The 16,676-nt window shown below is 37.9% G+C and carries 14 protein-coding genes and 1 pseudogene; 13 read left to right on the top strand and 2 right to left on the bottom strand.

Annotated elements, in window-relative coordinates:
- The first annotated feature begins 12 nt into the window (after positions 1-12).
- The 11 genes from V7K85_RS26800 to rfbD all read left to right on the top strand — a co-directional run bounded on the left by V7K85_RS26800 (position 13) and on the right by rfbD (position 13,976).
- Positions 13-1,506, top strand: coding sequence for a class I SAM-dependent methyltransferase (locus V7K85_RS26800; protein WP_334818230.1), 1,494 nt, complete (start codon positions 13-15; stop codon positions 1,504-1,506).
- Positions 1,506-2,711, top strand: a complete 1,206-nt coding sequence (locus V7K85_RS26795) for a glycosyltransferase family 4 protein (RefSeq protein WP_334818228.1) — start codon at positions 1,506-1,508, stop codon at positions 2,709-2,711. Before V7K85_RS26800 ends, V7K85_RS26795 begins: the two co-directional genes overlap by 1 nt.
- Positions 2,708-5,101 (top strand): glycosyltransferase, encoded by a 2,394-nt coding sequence (locus V7K85_RS26790; RefSeq protein WP_334818226.1) that lies wholly within the window; start codon positions 2,708-2,710, stop codon positions 5,099-5,101. Before V7K85_RS26795 ends, V7K85_RS26790 begins: the two co-directional genes overlap by 4 nt.
- Entirely contained in the window at positions 5,091-6,671 is a 1,581-nt protein-coding gene (locus tag V7K85_RS26785; RefSeq protein ID WP_334818224.1) for an MBOAT family O-acyltransferase, read from the top strand. The genes V7K85_RS26790 and V7K85_RS26785 overlap by 11 nt, the downstream gene beginning before the upstream one ends.
- Positions 6,672-6,675: 4 nt before the next feature.
- Complete coding sequence (locus V7K85_RS26780; RefSeq protein WP_334818222.1) at positions 6,676-7,668, top strand: hypothetical protein; 993 nt, start codon at positions 6,676-6,678, stop codon at positions 7,666-7,668.
- A gap of 187 nt (positions 7,669-7,855) precedes the next feature.
- Positions 7,856-8,824 (top strand): GDP-mannose 4,6-dehydratase, encoded by a 969-nt coding sequence (locus V7K85_RS26775; RefSeq protein WP_334818220.1) that lies wholly within the window; start codon positions 7,856-7,858, stop codon positions 8,822-8,824.
- A 5-nt stretch (positions 8,825-8,829) separates the two neighbouring features.
- Positions 8,830-10,014, top strand: coding sequence for a glycosyltransferase family 4 protein (locus V7K85_RS26770; RefSeq protein ID WP_334818218.1), 1,185 nt, complete (start codon positions 8,830-8,832; stop codon positions 10,012-10,014).
- A complete protein-coding gene (locus tag V7K85_RS26765) occupies positions 10,014-11,108 on the top strand; it encodes a glycosyltransferase family 4 protein (protein WP_334818216.1) in 1,095 nt (364 codons plus the stop codon). Before V7K85_RS26770 ends, V7K85_RS26765 begins: the two co-directional genes overlap by 1 nt.
- 97 nt (positions 11,109-11,205) lie before the next feature.
- On the top strand, positions 11,206-12,282 hold the full coding sequence (locus V7K85_RS26760; protein ID WP_334818214.1) for a glucose-1-phosphate thymidylyltransferase: 1,077 nt from the start codon (positions 11,206-11,208) through the stop codon (positions 12,280-12,282).
- 118 nt (positions 12,283-12,400) lie between these two features.
- On the top strand, positions 12,401-12,946 hold the full coding sequence (gene rfbC / locus V7K85_RS26755) for a dTDP-4-dehydrorhamnose 3,5-epimerase (protein ID WP_334818212.1): 546 nt from the start codon (positions 12,401-12,403) through the stop codon (positions 12,944-12,946).
- A gap of 145 nt (positions 12,947-13,091) precedes the next feature.
- On the top strand, positions 13,092-13,976 hold the full coding sequence (rfbD, locus tag V7K85_RS26750) for a dTDP-4-dehydrorhamnose reductase (protein WP_334818210.1): 885 nt from the start codon (positions 13,092-13,094) through the stop codon (positions 13,974-13,976).
- A gap of 138 nt (positions 13,977-14,114) precedes the next feature.
- On the opposite strand, the gene V7K85_RS26745 is transcribed toward rfbD, so the two are convergent.
- The gene (locus tag V7K85_RS26745; RefSeq protein WP_334818208.1) at positions 14,115-14,855 is read right to left on the bottom strand and encodes a 2-phosphosulfolactate phosphatase family protein; all 741 of its coding nucleotides are present in this window, start codon (positions 14,853-14,855) and stop codon (positions 14,115-14,117) included.
- A 335-nt stretch (positions 14,856-15,190) separates the two neighbouring features.
- Between V7K85_RS26745 and V7K85_RS26740 the strand changes: the two genes are divergently transcribed.
- Together V7K85_RS26740 and V7K85_RS26735 are read left to right on the top strand one after the other, a co-directional pair.
- The gene (locus V7K85_RS26740) at positions 15,191-15,610 is read left to right on the top strand and encodes a BlaI/MecI/CopY family transcriptional regulator (RefSeq protein ID WP_229465396.1); all 420 of its coding nucleotides are present in this window, start codon (positions 15,191-15,193) and stop codon (positions 15,608-15,610) included.
- Complete coding sequence (locus V7K85_RS26735) at positions 15,610-16,452, top strand: M56 family metallopeptidase (RefSeq protein ID WP_334818352.1); 843 nt, start codon at positions 15,610-15,612, stop codon at positions 16,450-16,452. Before V7K85_RS26740 ends, V7K85_RS26735 begins: the two co-directional genes overlap by 1 nt.
- A 7-nt stretch (positions 16,453-16,459) precedes the next feature.
- Here V7K85_RS26735 and V7K85_RS26730 read toward each other — a convergent pair.
- Positions 16,460-16,676 (bottom strand): annotated as a pseudogene (locus V7K85_RS26730) (hypothetical protein); the annotation flags it as partial.

Below are 16,676 nucleotides of genomic sequence, written 5' to 3'. Positions count from 1 at the left end.
TGGTTGAAAATAATGGAAGCAAATAATCCTGAGATTAATGTTGATGAGTTAATGCATAAAATTCGTGAAGAAGTAGTTAAACGTCAAGTTTACTCTCAACAAATAAATTCCGAGTCTAATCTAGATGTATCGAAACTGAAGTCAAGTATTAGTTATATTGAAGATTTGCTAAACAAGGCAGAGTTTCGCTCATTTACTCGGACAAAGTGGCCAGATAAATTTAATCGCTTTCCTTTTAATTTCAGTAGCAAGTTACAAAAACTTATTTTAAAAGCTATTAATTTTTTATTTAAAGATCAAAGAGAAGTTAATTTTAATATAATCAATTCTTTAAAAGAGTCTGTATCACTTAACCATCAGCTAATAGAAGAAATCACAACTTTAAAAATTCAAAGGAATCAGCGCTTGGATGCTTTAGATAGTCGCTTCCAAGGGATAGATGAGCGTCTAGTTAGTCTAGATAGAACTATTCAAGGAATAGATGACAGCTTTAATACTATAGATACTTTAGTTAGTAGTTGGCTTCCTGATACTCAACAACATTTGGATGTAACTAATGGTCAAATACAAGTAATAAATGAGCATTTAGCTGCTATAGATATTCATATACAAAGAATAAATGAACGCTTTGTTACTACAGATACTCGAATCAAAAAAATAGATGAGCTTCATCTCAAAAACGATAACTATATAAAAAATGACCTCATACAGCAGAAGCGTTTACTCACTTTATTCTTAGAAGAAGTACAACATCGATTACCAGAACTTTTTAGTCAAGAGCAATTGCAAATATTTTTGAAAGAAGACAAACATTTATTAGATGCTTTCTACTTTGCTTTTGAAGATCAGTTTCGAGGCGATCGTGAGCAAATTCTTAATAGGTTAAAAGTTTATCTACCTTTAGTTACAGAAGCGAAAGTTAGTAATCCAGACTTGCCTATTTTAGATGTAGGTTGTGGGCGAGGTGAATGGCTAGAGTTACTTCGAGAATCTGGATATACAGCCAAGGGTATAGATATCAATAGAGTGATGCTAGAGCATTGTAGAAACAGAGGGCTTGAGGGAATTGAATCTGATGTAATTGCATATTTGCAAGCTCTACCAGATGCCAGTTTAAGTGTAGTTACTGGATTCCATATCCTCGAGCATTTACCGTTTAAAATATTGATAAAGTTGCTAGATGAAACAGTAAGAGTACTTAATTCTGGAGGTTTAGCTATTTTTGAGTCACCAAATCCAGAAAATTTAGTTGTTGGTGCTTGTAATTTCTACTCAGACCCCACTCATCTTAATCCATTGTTTCCACCAACTATCAAATTTGTGTTAGAGCAACGGGGATTTTCAGATGTACAGTTAATGCGTCTTAGTGAACATAGGCTTAAAGATCCACTTCAGTTAATTGAATCAGATAACCCTATAGCATCTCAACTAAATCCTTTGATTGAAATTGTTAAATTTAACTTCTACGCATCTCCTGATTTTGCAGTAATTGCCAAAAAATATTGATGAGTAATATACCAATTACATTTGTAACTCCTTGGTATAGGAGTTTTGCTGGAGGAGCAGAAGTAGCAGTGAGAACCCTGGCAGAACAGTTAAGTAAGCGGGGCTTTTACGTTCAAGTTTTAACCACTTGTTGTTGTTCTCCTTTTGATAATTGGTGGCAGAATAAACTTCCTTCAGGTGTTGAAAAAGTTAATGGTGTTATAGTACGTCGGTTTCCTGTAAAATGTCAGGGTGAAGAAATTTATCATGAAATTAACCATAGAATCATTCAGAGACTAGAAATAGAGGAAAAATCTCAACGTCAATTTGTTGAGAATAGTATTAATAGTGAGGAGTTAATTAATTATGCAAAAAATAATACGCAGGGACATTTAGTTATTGGTATTCCCTATACACAAGGGCTAATTTATTCTCTAATTCAATCATTAGAGGGTAGAGCTAGCATTATGCCTTGTTTTCATGATGAGCCTCAGTTCAGATGGATTACTACAGCAGAAATGCTGGGATGGAGTCGCCATATTTTCTTTTTAACAGAGGAAGAAAAAAGTTTAGCAATAAAATATTATGGCAATTATTTTGGTCGAAAAATTATAGAAACTGCTGTAATTGGAGTAGGAGTAGAATTACCAATTGATATTGATAGCTTACTTCTGAATTCCTCTGTAGTCACTAGAATTACTTCCTGTTATCATCTCCCCAAGAAATTCTTTATATATGTTGGTAGAAAAGATATTGGAAAAAACATACTTACATTAATACAGTTTTTTAAAAAGTATCGTGCAAATGGTGGTGAAGCTAACCTTGTCTTTTTGGGAGGAGGTGATATTAATCTTGTACCTTTAGAAGATGGGTTTTTAGATTTAGGATTCGTACCTGAAACAGATAAATATATAATCATCTCACAAGCATTAGCATTGATCAACTTGTCACAGAATGAAAGCTTTTCACTAGTGCTTATGGAAGCGTGGCTTTGCGAAATACCCGTTATTGTGCATGAAGGAGGTAAAGTCACTACTGCACATTGCCGAAACACAGGAGGAGGTATTTCAATTTCATCTAGTGAAGAATTTGAAGCTGCATTAAAAGTTTTAAGTATTAAAAATAAAGGTAAAATCATAGGTAGATATGGTAAGCGTTATGTACAGCGTAATTATTCTTGGGATTGCGTTATAGAATCTTTTTTAAGAGGTGCGTATCAAGGATGAAATTCTTAATTGATGGCCAAACACTATCCACACCAGAGATTAATCGGGGAATTGGTATAGTCTTTAAACGTATCTGTGAAGAATTGGTATTAAAAGCTTTAAATATAGATTGGTTGATCACTGTTCAAGATATTTCAGATTTAAAGCATTTTAGTACAGCAGTACAAAAAAGGCTAACTCCTATTACTGTGAAAGAATCAATAACTGAAGGTGATTATACAAAACAGACGAAGAATTATAGTCATCTCTTAGAAGCAATAGTATCTGAATTTAATATTGATGCTTACTGGGTTCCTAACCCATTGATGATGAATGTTATTTTACCAACAGACTTACGTAACTTAACAATTTTTACAACAATATATGATCTCATACCACTAATGATGTCTGATTACTACATTTCCAAGTGGCCAGATCACGTAAAAGCAGAGTATAAACGGCGGATTGAAAAACTCCCTACTTGGGCTAACAAATTAATATTTATTTCAGAAAGTGCCAAAAATGACTTTGAAAAAATAGACCCTTCTATTGCTAATAAATCTACAGTAATACATTTAGCTGTAGACCATACAGTATTTTGGCCATTCATTTCACCCAGGGATAAATCTAAAGAGCCGTATATTTTATTTATAGGTGGCTTCGATCCAAGGAAAAATATGAATGCGGCCCTTGAAGCCTTTGCCTATCTCAGGAAAGAAAACTATCAAGAGTTTGGTAATTATAAGTTCTATGTTGTCTGTAATTACAGCAATGAGGACAAACAAAATTATGAGAACTTAGCAGATAGACTTGGCGTTACAGATAAGCTCGTCTTAACAGGGTACGTAGAGGATGAGGATCTTGTTACTCTTTATCGGGGAGCCAGTGTATTTTTCTTTCCTTCACGTTATGAAGGTTTTGGTTTACCTGTACTAGAAGCATTAGCCTGTGGATTACCAATTGTAACTACTGAAGTTTCATCAATACCAGAAATCGTAGGAGATTTAGCGTACTATTGTTCACCTGATAATCCTAAAAATATGGCTTTTGTTTTGAAAAAAGCTCTTCAAGATTCTAAATATAATGAAAACAGGAAAGAAAAATTTATTAAACGTGCTAAGGAGTTTACTTGGCAAAAAACTGCTGCTAGCTACTTTGTTTTATTTATTAACACTATATTTAATAGTACTGTATTAGGAAAATTACAGCAATACAAAGTTGCTTATGTATCACCTTGGCCACCTCAGCGCTCAGGGATTGCAAACTATAGTTTTGAAATTGTTCGCCATCTCAAGCAGTATGTAGATATTACTGTGTACGTTGAAAATCCAAAAGAGCATATTACAGATGATTTAGGATTATCAGTGATTAGTATTTCTGCCCTACCTAAAGAAAAGGAAAAATATGATTGTATTATTTATCACATTGGCAACAATACTAAATTCCATAAAGAAATTTACCGTATGGCATGGCAGTACCCTGGTATTATGGTGCTGCATGAGTTTAATATTCACCCATTTTTAGCAGATTCATTTTTAGGAACTGATGATGAGCGTTTATATGCGGATGCTCTAAATAAGGGATATGGAGAACTAGGGAAATCTAGTTATGAAGCACTAAAAAGTAAGGGAATTTATCCAGATGTCTGGAAATTTCCAATGTCCCATGCTTTAGTCAAACAAAGTATTGCCACTATAGTTCATAGTAATTGGGTAAAAGAGCAACTACGAGAGGTTAACAATGTTTTCGTTATTCCTATTGGTTGTGTTAATAATCAATTGTTAGATAGTTTAGATGAACAGATTGCATTGAGAAAGCGTTTTGGGATTTCAGATAAGAAATTTTTGATATCTACCTTTGGTTTTGTTAACGTACTTAAGCGTATACCTGTAATTCTAGAATCAATCAAAATATTGACGGATATGGGTTATCCTATACAGTTATTTATAGGTGGTGAATTAGTAGATTCATCACTGATGATAGAAGAACAAATTCAATCATTAGGAATTGCACAAAATGTAATAATTAGTGGTTATTTGAGCGATCAAGATTTTGAACGGTGTATTTGTATAAGCGATATTGTTCTCAATCTAAGATATCCAAGTTTAGGCGAATCTTCTGCTGCTTTAATGAAAGTGTTGAGCTATGGTAAAGCTTGTATTATAAGTAACTATCAACAATTTGTTGAAATACCTAATAATGTGTGCTGGAAAGTAGATATAGGTAATTTAGAAATTCCACAACTAGTGGCTTATTTAGAAGAGCTAATGCGTAATCCAGTAGCTAGAAAGCAGCTAGGCAAAAATGCAGCTTTTTTTGCTGCCAATTATTCTTCATATGAAATTGCAGCTAAGTTGTACACAAAAGCTATTAGTAAAGTAGTTAATTCTCAAATAGCAGATGCTTTTTAATTCTCCTGAGTTTATTTTCATATTTTTGCCAATTACTCTGTTTATTTTTTTTAAACTTGGCAATTCTAAATTTTATAAATTAGCAATTTATTGGCTAACAGCAGCTTCTTTTTTCTTTTATGGGTGGTGGAATCCCTCCTATTTAATACTACTTATTTTCTCAATTTTATTTAATTACTTTATTGGTATAGCTATTAACAGGCATTATATAAAAGTTTTTAAACCAAAACATTTGTTAATATTGGGGGTGCTAACTAATTTATGTCTACTTGGCTATTTTAAGTACATTAATTTTTTTCTGACAAGTACCAATGAACTGTTTGGAACCTCTTTTAATCTTCAATCTATTGTTTTGCCACTTGCTATATCGTTTTCAACCTTTAATCAAATAGCTTATTTAGTAGATACTTACCGAGGTGAAGCAAAAGAACATAAATTTTTAAAATATTGCTTATTTATCAGTTTTTTCCCTCACTTAATTGCTGGGCCAATAGTTCATCATAGTGAGATGATTCCTCAGTTTTATCAAGGTCAATATTATCGATTTAATTATAAGTATATAGCTGTGGGAATCAGCATTTTTTCTATAGGATTATTCAAAAAAGTAGTATTTGCTGACAGTATAGCGATCTATACAAATCCAGTTTTTGATATAGCTGCTCAAAGCCTAAAATTAACATTTTTTCAAGCTTGGGTAGGAGCAATTGCCTATTTGTTACAGCTGTACTTTGACTTTTCGGGTTACTCAGATATGGCTATTGGTGCTGCTCGGATGTTTGGAATTAAGTTCCCGCTTAACTTTAACTCGCCTTACAAGGCAGTTAATATAATTGAATTTTGGCGTCGATGGCATATGACTCTCTCGCGCTTCCTAAAAGATTACTTATACATTCCTCTAGGTGGTAATCGTAAGGGAAAACTGCGCCGTTATCTCAATCTCATGATTACTATGTTGTTAGGTGGTCTTTGGCATGGAGCAGCTTGGAACTTTGTCATCTGGGGTGGACTACATGGTGTCTACCTGATCATTAACCATCAATTTCAATCCTTTCGGAAATTACTCGGACATAATTTGCAAAAGAGCCAATCGTGGAGCCGAGTAATAGCTTCTATACTCACTTTTTTAGCTGTACTAATAGCATGGGTCTTCTTTAGAGCTAATAATATAAATGCTGGGCTAGCAATTATAAAAAGTATGAGTGGAACAACCGAAATGTTCCAAGCAAAGTCTTTTCCGACACAATTGATACTAATAAATGCTTGGATAAACCAAATCGACCCAGTATTCCATGTTACAAGACTAAGTATAATGCTACAAATTTCTTTCCTGCTCTCAATTGTGTGGATAACGCCGAATACTCAGCAGTGGATGGGAAAATATGAGCCAGCACTTGACTACGCGGAATATTCTAATAAGTTAAATGCGTCGAATTGGAGTATTGAGATATGGCAAAAGCTTCAATGGCAACCAAACTTTGTATTTAGCACAATAATTGGAACCTTAATATTTATATCTGTAAAAATCCTTTTATCAGCCCCTGAGAGTGAATTTTTATACTTTAATTTTTAATAATATGGTATACTTAAAATTTTTAAAAAATCTGTTATTTAGTTTTTTAATCTGTTGTCTTGTTTTTTTATTAGCTGTTTTTTATCAGTTAGGTGTAGATACAAAAGTTTCCAGTTTTTATTATGGCATGGATAGCATAAAGTTAAGCTTTGCAAATTCTATAAAGACTCCTAAGTTAGTTATTACCTCTGGCTCAAATGCCTTATATGGCATCAGTAGTCAAATGATTACAGAAGAAATTGGCATTCCTACTGTTAATGCTGCCATCTATGTTGGATTTGGTATTGATTACATACTGCATCGTGCCCAAATGATTTTGAAACCAGGTGATACAATAATCTTACCTCTGGAGTATGCACTATATTTTCCAAATTCTCTACCTGATAAAGAAGGTATGAATTCTCTTATCGATTATGTGTTAGCACATGATACTTTATATTTGCTGAAAAACCCCTGGATTATAACCAAGATATCATTTAACCGTCTATTGCATGGTATTGCTACTAAGCATCATCCCTACCCAGCGATAGACTTATCACCCTGGTTCAGTAGAAGTGGAGATGCTTTGGGGAATGCAGAGTCTAACATAACAGAAAAAGATCGTGCAGAACTTAATAGGCAAGAACCGATAGCGATAACAAAATTGTCGTATAGTAGCGGTGAATTTCGAGTAATAAGGAAATTTGCAAAATGGTGTCGTAGTCACAAAATCCGGTTAATCGCTACATGGCCAAATACTATCTGGTTTGATGTATATGAACAGCCTATTTATCAACAATATTTTAGAGATATAGAGTTTTTTTACAAAAGTATCGGTATACCTGTACTGGGAAAGTATAGAGAATTTATGTATGATAAGTCTCTTTTTTTTAACACGATATATCATCTAAATCATAGAGGAGTCGTTATTAGAACAAGACAAATAATTAATTTATTAAATTGTTTTTTCTCAACTACAACTTCTACAAAAATCAGTCAAACTAAATGCCAATCTTAAAACACTCATTTTGTATGGAGAGGATAATTTAATTGTAACGATGCTAGACAGAGAATCTAGCTATGTTTGATGAAAGAGATGTACAATCATTAAAAATTCATAATTATTTCAAAATCAAAATAAAGTATCTTTATTAAATCCAGTAGTGAACTGATGCAGACTAACAAATACCCTGATAAAACTGGCGATGAAAAAAGCATTAATAACAGGATTAACTGGACAAGACGGCTCTTATCTGGCCGAACTGCTCTTGGTCAAAGGCTACCAAGTTTTCGGTCTAGTCCGTCGTTCCAGCACCAGCAATCTAGAACGTATAAGTCACTTGTTTAATCAAATTCAAATCATATCTGGCGACCTTTTAGATCAGTCCTCTTTAATGGATGTGATTGCTGAAGCTCAACCTGACGAAATTTATAATCTCGCCTCTCAAAGCTACGTTCCTCTTTCTTGGACACAACCTGCTCTCACTGCTGAATATACAGCTCTCGGTGTCTCTCGCCTCTTAGAATCCATTCGTCGTTGCAAACCTGATGCCAGATTCTATCAAGCCTCTAGTAGTGAAGTTTTTGGTCAACCTGACGAATCGCCTCAAACCGAACGTACTGCCTTTCGTCCCCGGAATCCTTATGGTGTTGCCAAAGCTTACGCTCATTGGATGACTGTCAACTATCGGCAAAAATACAAGCTTTACAACTGCTGTGGTATTACTTATACTCACGAATCGCCTCGCCGTGGGACAGAATTTGTATTTCGCAAAATCACGCACGCAGCTGCTCAAATTAAACTGGGTTTGGCAAAGGAACTCAAATTAGGCAACCTAGATGCCCGTCGTGATTGGTGCTACGCCAGAGATGCTGTTTACGCTATGTGGCTGATGTTACAGCAAGAGCAACCCGACGACTACATCATTGCTAGTGGTGAAACCCACTCTGTCAGAGAACTTGTTGAATGTGCCTTCAATTGCGTTGGACTTAACTGGCAAGATTATGTCTTAGTTGATCCTGCTTTTTACCGTCCTGATGAACCTGTGCAGTTAGTCGGTTCCATTAATAAGATTAAGACTAATGTAGGGTGGCAGCCTGATTATTCCTTTGAGCAATTAGTCGAGTTAATGGTTGATTATGATCTAAAAAAACTGAGCAAGGGTGGAGCCTAAAAATTTTGCTACTAAAAGTTGTAGTTGATGCAACCCCGGTATTTACAAAACCGACTGGGGTTGGCTTTTATGTTGCTAATTTAATTAGCTCACTTAATGCTTTACAATTCCAAGAAGAATTTCAACTAAGTATTATCTATCAACCAGGCTTTAAAAATTGGCTTTTAGGCAAACAAACTGTACCTGATTCTCTAAGTGATTATTCTCGGATTCATATACTGCCTATGCTTGTGAAAATCTCAGATTTATTATTTACATCAACTCACGTTTCAGATTTATTGCTATATTATTTTAAAACTTACTTTGAACAATGTTTTGATTATCCAAATATATTACATGGAACAAATTATTCTGTTTATCCTTGTAATAATAGCTTAAAGGTTATGAATATATATGATTTGACTTTTATTAAATATCCGAATTATCTAGATTCAGTCGCAAAAACTTATACACAAAGAGTCAAACGATGTTTGCAATGGACAGACTTAGTTTTGACAATTTCAGAAAGCTCTAAAAAAGATATTATTGATTATTTAGAAGTAGCTCCAGAAAAAGTATATATTACTCCTCTAGCTAGTCGCTACTATTCTGATTATTTGTCGGCAGAAAAAAATATTCAAGCTCTAGAAAAACAAGTTAGCTATGACTTTTCTAAACCTTATCTACTTTTTGTCAGTACAATAGAACCGAGAAAAAATATTAATGCTATTATCTCTGCTTTTAATTTATTAAAGAAAAAATACAAAATTGAGCATCAATTAATACTGATTGGTAAAAAAGGTTGGAATTATGAACCAATATTCGTGGACATTGGGAGTTCACCTTGGAAAAACCAAATTCATCATCTTGACTACTTATCTGATGAATTGGTAGCATTATTTTACTCAAAAGCCGATGTTTTCGTTTACCCGTCTCACTATGAAGGATTTGGTCTACCTGTTTTAGAAGCTATGACACTAGGCGCACCTGTTGTTTCTGCTAATACTTCGTCAATACCAGAAGTTACAGGAGATGCTGCTATTTTGATTGACCCTAGTGATTCTGTTCAACTGGCTGAAGCTATTCTAAAAGTTATCAGTGATTCTCAAATACGCCAAGAATTAATTAGTAAGGGTAGGGAAAGAGCAAAATTATTTTCTTGGGAAAGAACGGCAAAAGAAACATTAAAAGCTTATAGAACTATTATTTAATGAATATACTAAATAACATCTCTGCAAATGAATTAATAATTAACTTATCCATTTTGTTATCAAAACCAACAGGCATAAGCAACTATGCTGATAATCTCGTTCCTTATTTAAAATTTCTTCAACCCACTCTATTAACAGCTAAAAATTACTCAGACTTTAACTGCTGTCTAGTACCTGATAATCTTACTCCAGATCAAGGTACAAAAGGGCATTTTCGCCGCCTGATTTGGACGCAATTTGAACTGCCGCAAATCTATAAAAATTTACGATCGCATCTGTTATTTTCCCCTTTACCAGAAGCGCCAATTTATACCAACTGTCGTTTTGTGGTGATGTCTCATGACCTGATACCGTTGCGCTTTCCTAAGCACTTTTCACGGTTGACATCGTACCATCGTTACTATGTTCCTCAAGTACTCAACCAGGCGCAACATATTATCTGTAATTCCTCGGCTACTGCTAGGGATATTATTGATTTTTACCAAATTCCAACTAGCAAAATTACTCCTATACCTCTGGCTCACGATCGCACTCACTTTTGCCCTCTCAATCTACCCACCCGCAATTATTTTCTCTACATCGGTCGTCAAGATACATACAAAAACCTACAGCGACTGATTACTGCCTTTGCTGCACTATCAAACAGCAATGAATACGAACTGTGGTTAGCAGGCCCGACCGATTTACGTCATACACCAGTTTTACAAGTGCAAGTTGAGAAACTAGGAATAACTAATCGTGTGAAGTTCCTTAACTATATTCCTTACAGTGAATTGCCAAAAATTATCAATCAAGCGATCGCTCTCGTTTTCCCCAGTCTCTGGGAGGGTTTTGGTTTACCTGTATTGGAAGCAATGGCTTGTGGTACTCCCGTCATTACCTCCAATCTCTCCTCCTTACCAGAAGTCGCTGGCGATGCGGCGATTCTGATCAATCCCTACAACACCGGAGAAATTACAGAGGCAATGCAGACTATTGCTACCGATTCGGGGTTGCGATCGCGCCTTTCTAGCCAAGGTATTATTCACTCTCAACAATTCAGTTGGGAAAAAACAGGAAAGGCAACCAGCGAAGTTTTATCCCGCTACTTATAAAAGATAACCTAACGCCAGAATTGGGTTCAAGGATTTGGGATTTTGTCCAGATTTAAGATTATCTTGACTAATGACTAATAACTAATCCTCAATTCCTATGAAAGCACTAATTCTCTCTGGTGGGAAAGGTACACGCCTACGTCCCCTCACCTACAGCGGGGCAAAACAACTTGTACCAGTTGCTAATAAACCTGTTTTATGGTATGGCATTGAAGAAATGGTCGCTGCTGCTATTACTGATATTGGCATCATCATCAGCCCGGAAACTGGGGCAGAAGTCCAAGCGAAAACTGGAAATGGAGAATACTTTCGAGCGAATATCACCTACATCATACAAGACCAGCCACTTGGACTTGCTCATGCCGTCCAAGTGGCCCGTCCGTTTTTAGGAGATTCTCCCTTTGTCATGTACTTGGGCGATAACCTGATTCAACTAGGTGAGTTGCGTTACTTTCTGGAACAATTTAGCCAACAACAGCCAGATGCTTTGATTCTCTTACGTTCGGTTGCCAATCCTAGCGCCTTTGGTGTGGCTCAGGTCGATGAAACAGGAAGGGTATTACAGTTAATTGAAAAACCCAAAGTTCCTCCTTCAAATCTGGCATTGGTAGGGGTTTATTTTTTTTCTCACCTCATCTATGATGCGATCGCAAATATCCAACCTTCTACCAGAGGCGAACTGGAAATCACTGATGCCATTCAATACCTAATTAATCAGAAAAAGCAAGTTTTAGCCTACAATCTCCAAGGCTGGTGGTTAGATACTGGTAAAAAAGATGACTTATTAGAAGCTAACCGATTGATTCTCGACACCTATTTAACAGCATCAGTTGTCGGCGAAGTTGATACCCAAAGTCAGATTATTGGGCGAGTCCAAGTCGGTGCAAAATCTAAAGTAATTAACTGCACAATTCGGGGTCCAGTAGTCATTGGTAGCAATTGTTATTTAGAAAACTGCTTTATTGGTCCTTATAGTAGCATTGCCAACAATACCACACTTATTGATACTGATTTAGAACATAGTGTGATTTTAGAAGGTGCTAAAATTGCCGGAATCCATCAGCGCATTATTGATAGTGTCATTGGACAAAGGGCACAATTGACTCTTGCACCCCGTCGCCCCAAAGCTTTGCGATTTCTGATTGGCGATGACTGTCAAATTGAACTAACCTAATTCACTGATTAAAAATAAAATAAGCCACCGTCAAAGTTTGAGCAAAGTGCCTGTAAAATATAAATGCGAAATTCATCTAACAATCAGAACACTGGGGCAGATCCTATAAATAATATTAATGAGTATTGTATATACCAAAATTCCCGAAGTTCTACAACTCGAACCCCAAGTATTTGCAGACGATCGCGGTTTCTTTTTTGAAGCTTACAACTACCAAAAATTTGCACAACAGACAGGGATTGTTACCAACTTTGTCCAAGATAACCACTCTTATTCTAAGCAAAACGTTCTGCGTGGGCTGCACTACCAAATTCAACAACCCCAAGGTAAACTCATCCGTGCTGTTGTCGGTACTATATTTGACGTAGCCGTAGACATTAGAAAAAGTTCAGCTACATTCGGGAAGTGGGTAGGTTCTGAACTCAGTGCTAAAAACAAACGCCTAATGTGGATACCAGCAGGCTTTGCTCATGGCTTCCTCGTGCTTTCAGAAATAGCTGAAGTTGTCTACAAAACTACAGATTACTACGCGCCCCAAAGCGATCGCACAATTCTATGGAACGATCCAGATTTAGCTATAGATTGGCCTCTGATTGCGCCACCAATTTTATCAGCTAAAGACCAAGCTGGTAAACCTTTGAAAACTGCTGAAATATTTGATTAAGCACTTTCAAATTAAATTTAATTAAAGCTGTAGCGCTAAGAGCCAAAAACTTAAACTTCTAATCCTATATCAGTTTAGAGCTTATCCCATCACGACTCGATTCAAGAATACTTTGCTCTTGAAATAGGTTTGATAACTAATCAGAATGAGTAAATTAATTTTGCTAATTGGTAGCAATGGTCAAGTCGGTCAAGAATTGCAACAAATTCTCCCTGATTACGGCAATATTATCTCACTAGCACGCCCGACAGTAGACCTTACCCAACCCGATACTCTGCGCAGTGTTATTAGATCAAAGCAGCCGCAAATCATCATTAACACCGCTGCTTACACTGCTGTAGACAAAGCCGAAAGCGAAGCCGAACTTGCTACCGCTATTAATGCTACTGCACCCCTAATTCTTGCCCAAGAAAGCCAAAAATTAGGAGCTTTTCTAATTCATATTTCGACCGATTATGTTTTTGATGGGAATGGGTGTAGCCCTTACCCGGAAACCTACACAACTAATCCCTTGAGTGTCTATGGTAAAACCAAAGTCGCAGGAGAAGAAGCTATTCGGGAAACTTGCACCCATCACCTCATCCTCCGCACTGCTTGGGTTTATGGAACCTTTGGCAAAAGTAACTTTGTTAAAACCATGCTGCGACTAGGTGCAGAACACCAAGAACTCCGTGTTGTCGCTGATCAAATTGGTAGCCCGACTTGGGCGCAAGATATAGCCACAGTCGTAGCCCAGATAATTCCCCAGTTAACCGCAGAAATTAGCGGCACTTATCACTACACTAATAGCGGCGTTGCTAGCTGGTATGACTTTGCGATCGCCATTTTTGAAGAAGCCCAACAGCTAGGCTTCCCTTTGAAAGTTGAACGTATTGTCCCCATTACAACCGCCGAATATCCCACGCCAGCCCGTCGCCCTGCCTATTCCGTCCTTGCTTGTGGAAAAATTTCAGCAATTCTAGGGACTTATCCCCCCCATTGGCGACAAAGACTCAGACAAATGCTCACAGATTTGAAAATAGGGCATTGAGCATAGGGCATAGGGCACTTGTATTGAGCGTAGTCGTAAAGCCTGCGGCATAGCTTTGCTTAAGGCGCAGCCTCTCGTAGAGAAGTATTGGTTATTCCCCTTGTCTCCCTCATCCCCACAGTCTCCAGTCCCTATTCCCTATTTTCTTTGACTTTTTAAAACTCCCGTTTCTTGTTGTATGGGTAACACATCTAAAACATCAGTTTGGGAACAATATTTTAAATCTTCTTGACAGTCAAGACGCAACAATCGTTGACCGTGACTAGCTTGGTGAAGTAATCCTAATAAGTTATCTTGCCATTGAGAGTAAAGAGCGATCGCACTAATTACTTCATCGTTACCAGCTAATTCCTCTGATGACAAAGTGGTTTGCTCTAAAAGACTATGAGCGATCGCACCTGCACAAACTGTATCCTCTAAGGAAAAACTGCCTTCCCAACCGGAACCGACAATCCACACTGTCTCTGGTTGCTTATCCAGGAGAAATTGCACCACCGCCGCTCGGTTAATCAAGGCTGCTGCTAGTACATTTGGGGAGTCTTGCACCCGTTGTAAAGCACGAGTGCCATTTGTGGTACTGATAAACAAGCGACGCCCTTGCACTAATTCTGGTGTGCAGTCGAGGGGAGAGTTTCCCAACTCAAAACCAGCTACTTTCGCGCCGCCGCGTTCTCCAGCCCGCAGACGTTTTTCAGGGGGCCATTTTTCGCTAACTTCTATTAACTGATCTAAATCGCTGAATACTTGTACAGCTTCGCCTCCAGATGCCAAGACAGTCGCTATTGTGCTAGTGGCACGCAAAACATCGACTGCGATCGCACATTCTGGCGCTTCATCCGTTGGAGTCAATTCAGGAGTGTGGTATACGAATAGCTTCACGCGCTGGATACACCTGCTTTAATACTACTGCCGCAAATAACATTCTACCTAGTTGGTGTCACTAACTATAGTTACAATTCCTCTTGGAGCATTTTGTAGCATTAAAATGCCCGATGTAACCCATTCAATACATAAATACTCAAAAAGTCCATTTTTATGCTTTTAGACTTTCAGATTTGCTGCACTATCCTGTAATCTAAAACAATAATAGACCTTCTAAAGCTGTATTTGGTATTCCAAGTTAGCACCACTACGCATACTGACTAAGCTTGCCAAACAGAAACCGAAATTTTCACCTCCACTTTGCTCATCCCAAATCTCAAATCGAAATCGTTATGGCACCTTTACCCGACTACCGCCCTAAACAATTATCTGTAGGCCCCTTGGAAGCGGAAATTTTAAATATCATCTGGGAACTTGGTTCAGCCACAGTAAAGGATGTACACGATCGCATTCTGGCTGATCCCAACCGCGAATTAGCGTATACTTCTGTCACCACCGTCTTACGTCGCCTCACTGATAAAGGTTGGCTAGCCTGCGACAAGAAAGAGCGGGCATTCTATTGGCGACCATTGCTCAGTAAGCAGCAATCAGATGTGATCAAAGCTCACGAGCAGTTACAGCGATTTCTAGCGGTGGGAAACCCCGATGTTGTTGCTGCCTTTGCCGATAGTCTAGACGAAGCAGCTAGTGAGCAAATAGCAGCGATCGCCAAACGTATTCAATCTGCACGCCAAGCCAGGGAGGAGAAATGATGCATCTGATAATGATTTTGAATGCTTTGGCAGTTGCCTGGTGGTTAAGATCCTCTTGGAATCAACACCAAGGCAGTTGGAGTCGGCGGTGGGGGCGATCGCTATTTTTGTTCCTCTTTCCCCCCTTGCTAATTTTCATGACCGCGATCGCTGTGCTGTTTATGGGACCCCAAGGAGAAATGGGCGGGATGTACACAGGCTCCGTCAGCTATGTAGTGGCATTAATTTATTTGGCATTTTTTGCCATTTTATGTATTAAACTTGCCTTCCAGGGTTGGCAGTCTGTGGAATCTGCGCGTAACTGTCCTCTGGTGAATTTGGGGGATAAACGAGCCAGGTTACTGCAAACGGGCGCGTTGTTTGCGGGTCAAATTGGTTTTTGGCAACCAGAATTAGTGATTAGCCAGGGATTACTGCAAACTCTCTCACCAGCTCATTTAGAAAGCGTCTTAGCGCATGAGCAAGGGCATCACTATTATAGGGATACATTCTGGTTTTTTTGGCTGGGTTGGGTGCGTTCCTGCACTGCATGGTTGCCGAATACAGAGCCTTTGTGGGAAGAACTGTTAGCTTTGCGCGAACTCCGTGCCGACAGTTATGCAGCTTTGCAGGTAGACCCTTTGGTGTTAGCAGAATCACTTTTATTAGTAGTTAGTACCAGCCCAGTATTATCGGAAATTTGCTGTGCTGCATTGGATTCCTCTGGTGCAGGCGATCGCTTAGAACAGAGAATAGAAGCCCTATTAGCGCCACCAGAACCAATCCAAGAACCTCAATTACAGTCCTGGCATGGTTTTCTTTTGGCGTTATTGCCTCTAGTAGCTGTGATATTTCATAGTTAAGTTTAATTTAAAAAGCTACTACAGCACGAAGCTGCAACGGTAGCAACATCCGTCGTCCCTGTAGCAACATCCATCGTCCCTGTAGTGACATCCATCGTCCCTGTAGCAACATCCGTCGTCCCTGTAGCGACATCCGTCGTCCCTGTAGCGACATCCGTCGTCCCTGTAGCGACATCCGTCGTCCCTGTAGCGACATCCGTCGTCCCTGTAGCGACATCCGTCGT

The organism is Nostoc sp., assembly GCF_036917615.1.
Classification (GTDB): domain Bacteria; phylum Cyanobacteriota; class Cyanobacteriia; order Cyanobacteriales; family Nostocaceae; genus Nostoc.
This window is presented reverse-complemented; position numbering and strand designations above follow the sequence as displayed.

What these genes read in the sequence shown, in the direction of transcription:
- V7K85_RS26795 (WP_334818228.1), top strand. Translation starts at nt 1,506, where the DNA reads ATGAGTAATATACCAATTACATTTGTAACTCCTTGGTATAGGAGTTTT.
- V7K85_RS26790 (WP_334818226.1), top strand. Translation starts at nt 2,708, where the DNA reads ATGAAATTCTTAATTGATGGCCAAACACTATCCACACCAGAGATTAAT.
- rfbD (WP_334818210.1), top strand. Translation starts at nt 13,092, where the DNA reads ATGAGTAAATTAATTTTGCTAATTGGTAGCAATGGTCAAGTCGGTCAA.
- V7K85_RS26765 (WP_334818216.1), top strand. Translation starts at nt 10,014, where the DNA reads ATGAATATACTAAATAACATCTCTGCAAATGAATTAATAATTAACTTA.
- rfbC (WP_334818212.1), top strand. Translation starts at nt 12,401, where the DNA reads ATGAGTATTGTATATACCAAAATTCCCGAAGTTCTACAACTCGAACCC.
- V7K85_RS26735 (WP_334818352.1), top strand. Translation starts at nt 15,610, where the DNA reads ATGCATCTGATAATGATTTTGAATGCTTTGGCAGTTGCCTGGTGGTTA.
- V7K85_RS26775 (WP_334818220.1), top strand. Translation starts at nt 7,856, where the DNA reads ATGAAAAAAGCATTAATAACAGGATTAACTGGACAAGACGGCTCTTAT.
- V7K85_RS26800 (WP_334818230.1), top strand. Translation starts at nt 13, where the DNA reads ATGGAAGCAAATAATCCTGAGATTAATGTTGATGAGTTAATGCATAAA.
- V7K85_RS26740 (WP_229465396.1), top strand. Translation starts at nt 15,191, where the DNA reads ATGGCACCTTTACCCGACTACCGCCCTAAACAATTATCTGTAGGCCCC.
- V7K85_RS26780 (WP_334818222.1), top strand. Translation starts at nt 6,676, where the DNA reads ATGGTATACTTAAAATTTTTAAAAAATCTGTTATTTAGTTTTTTAATC.
- V7K85_RS26785 (WP_334818224.1), top strand. Translation starts at nt 5,091, where the DNA reads ATGCTTTTTAATTCTCCTGAGTTTATTTTCATATTTTTGCCAATTACT.
- V7K85_RS26760 (WP_334818214.1), top strand. Translation starts at nt 11,206, where the DNA reads ATGAAAGCACTAATTCTCTCTGGTGGGAAAGGTACACGCCTACGTCCC.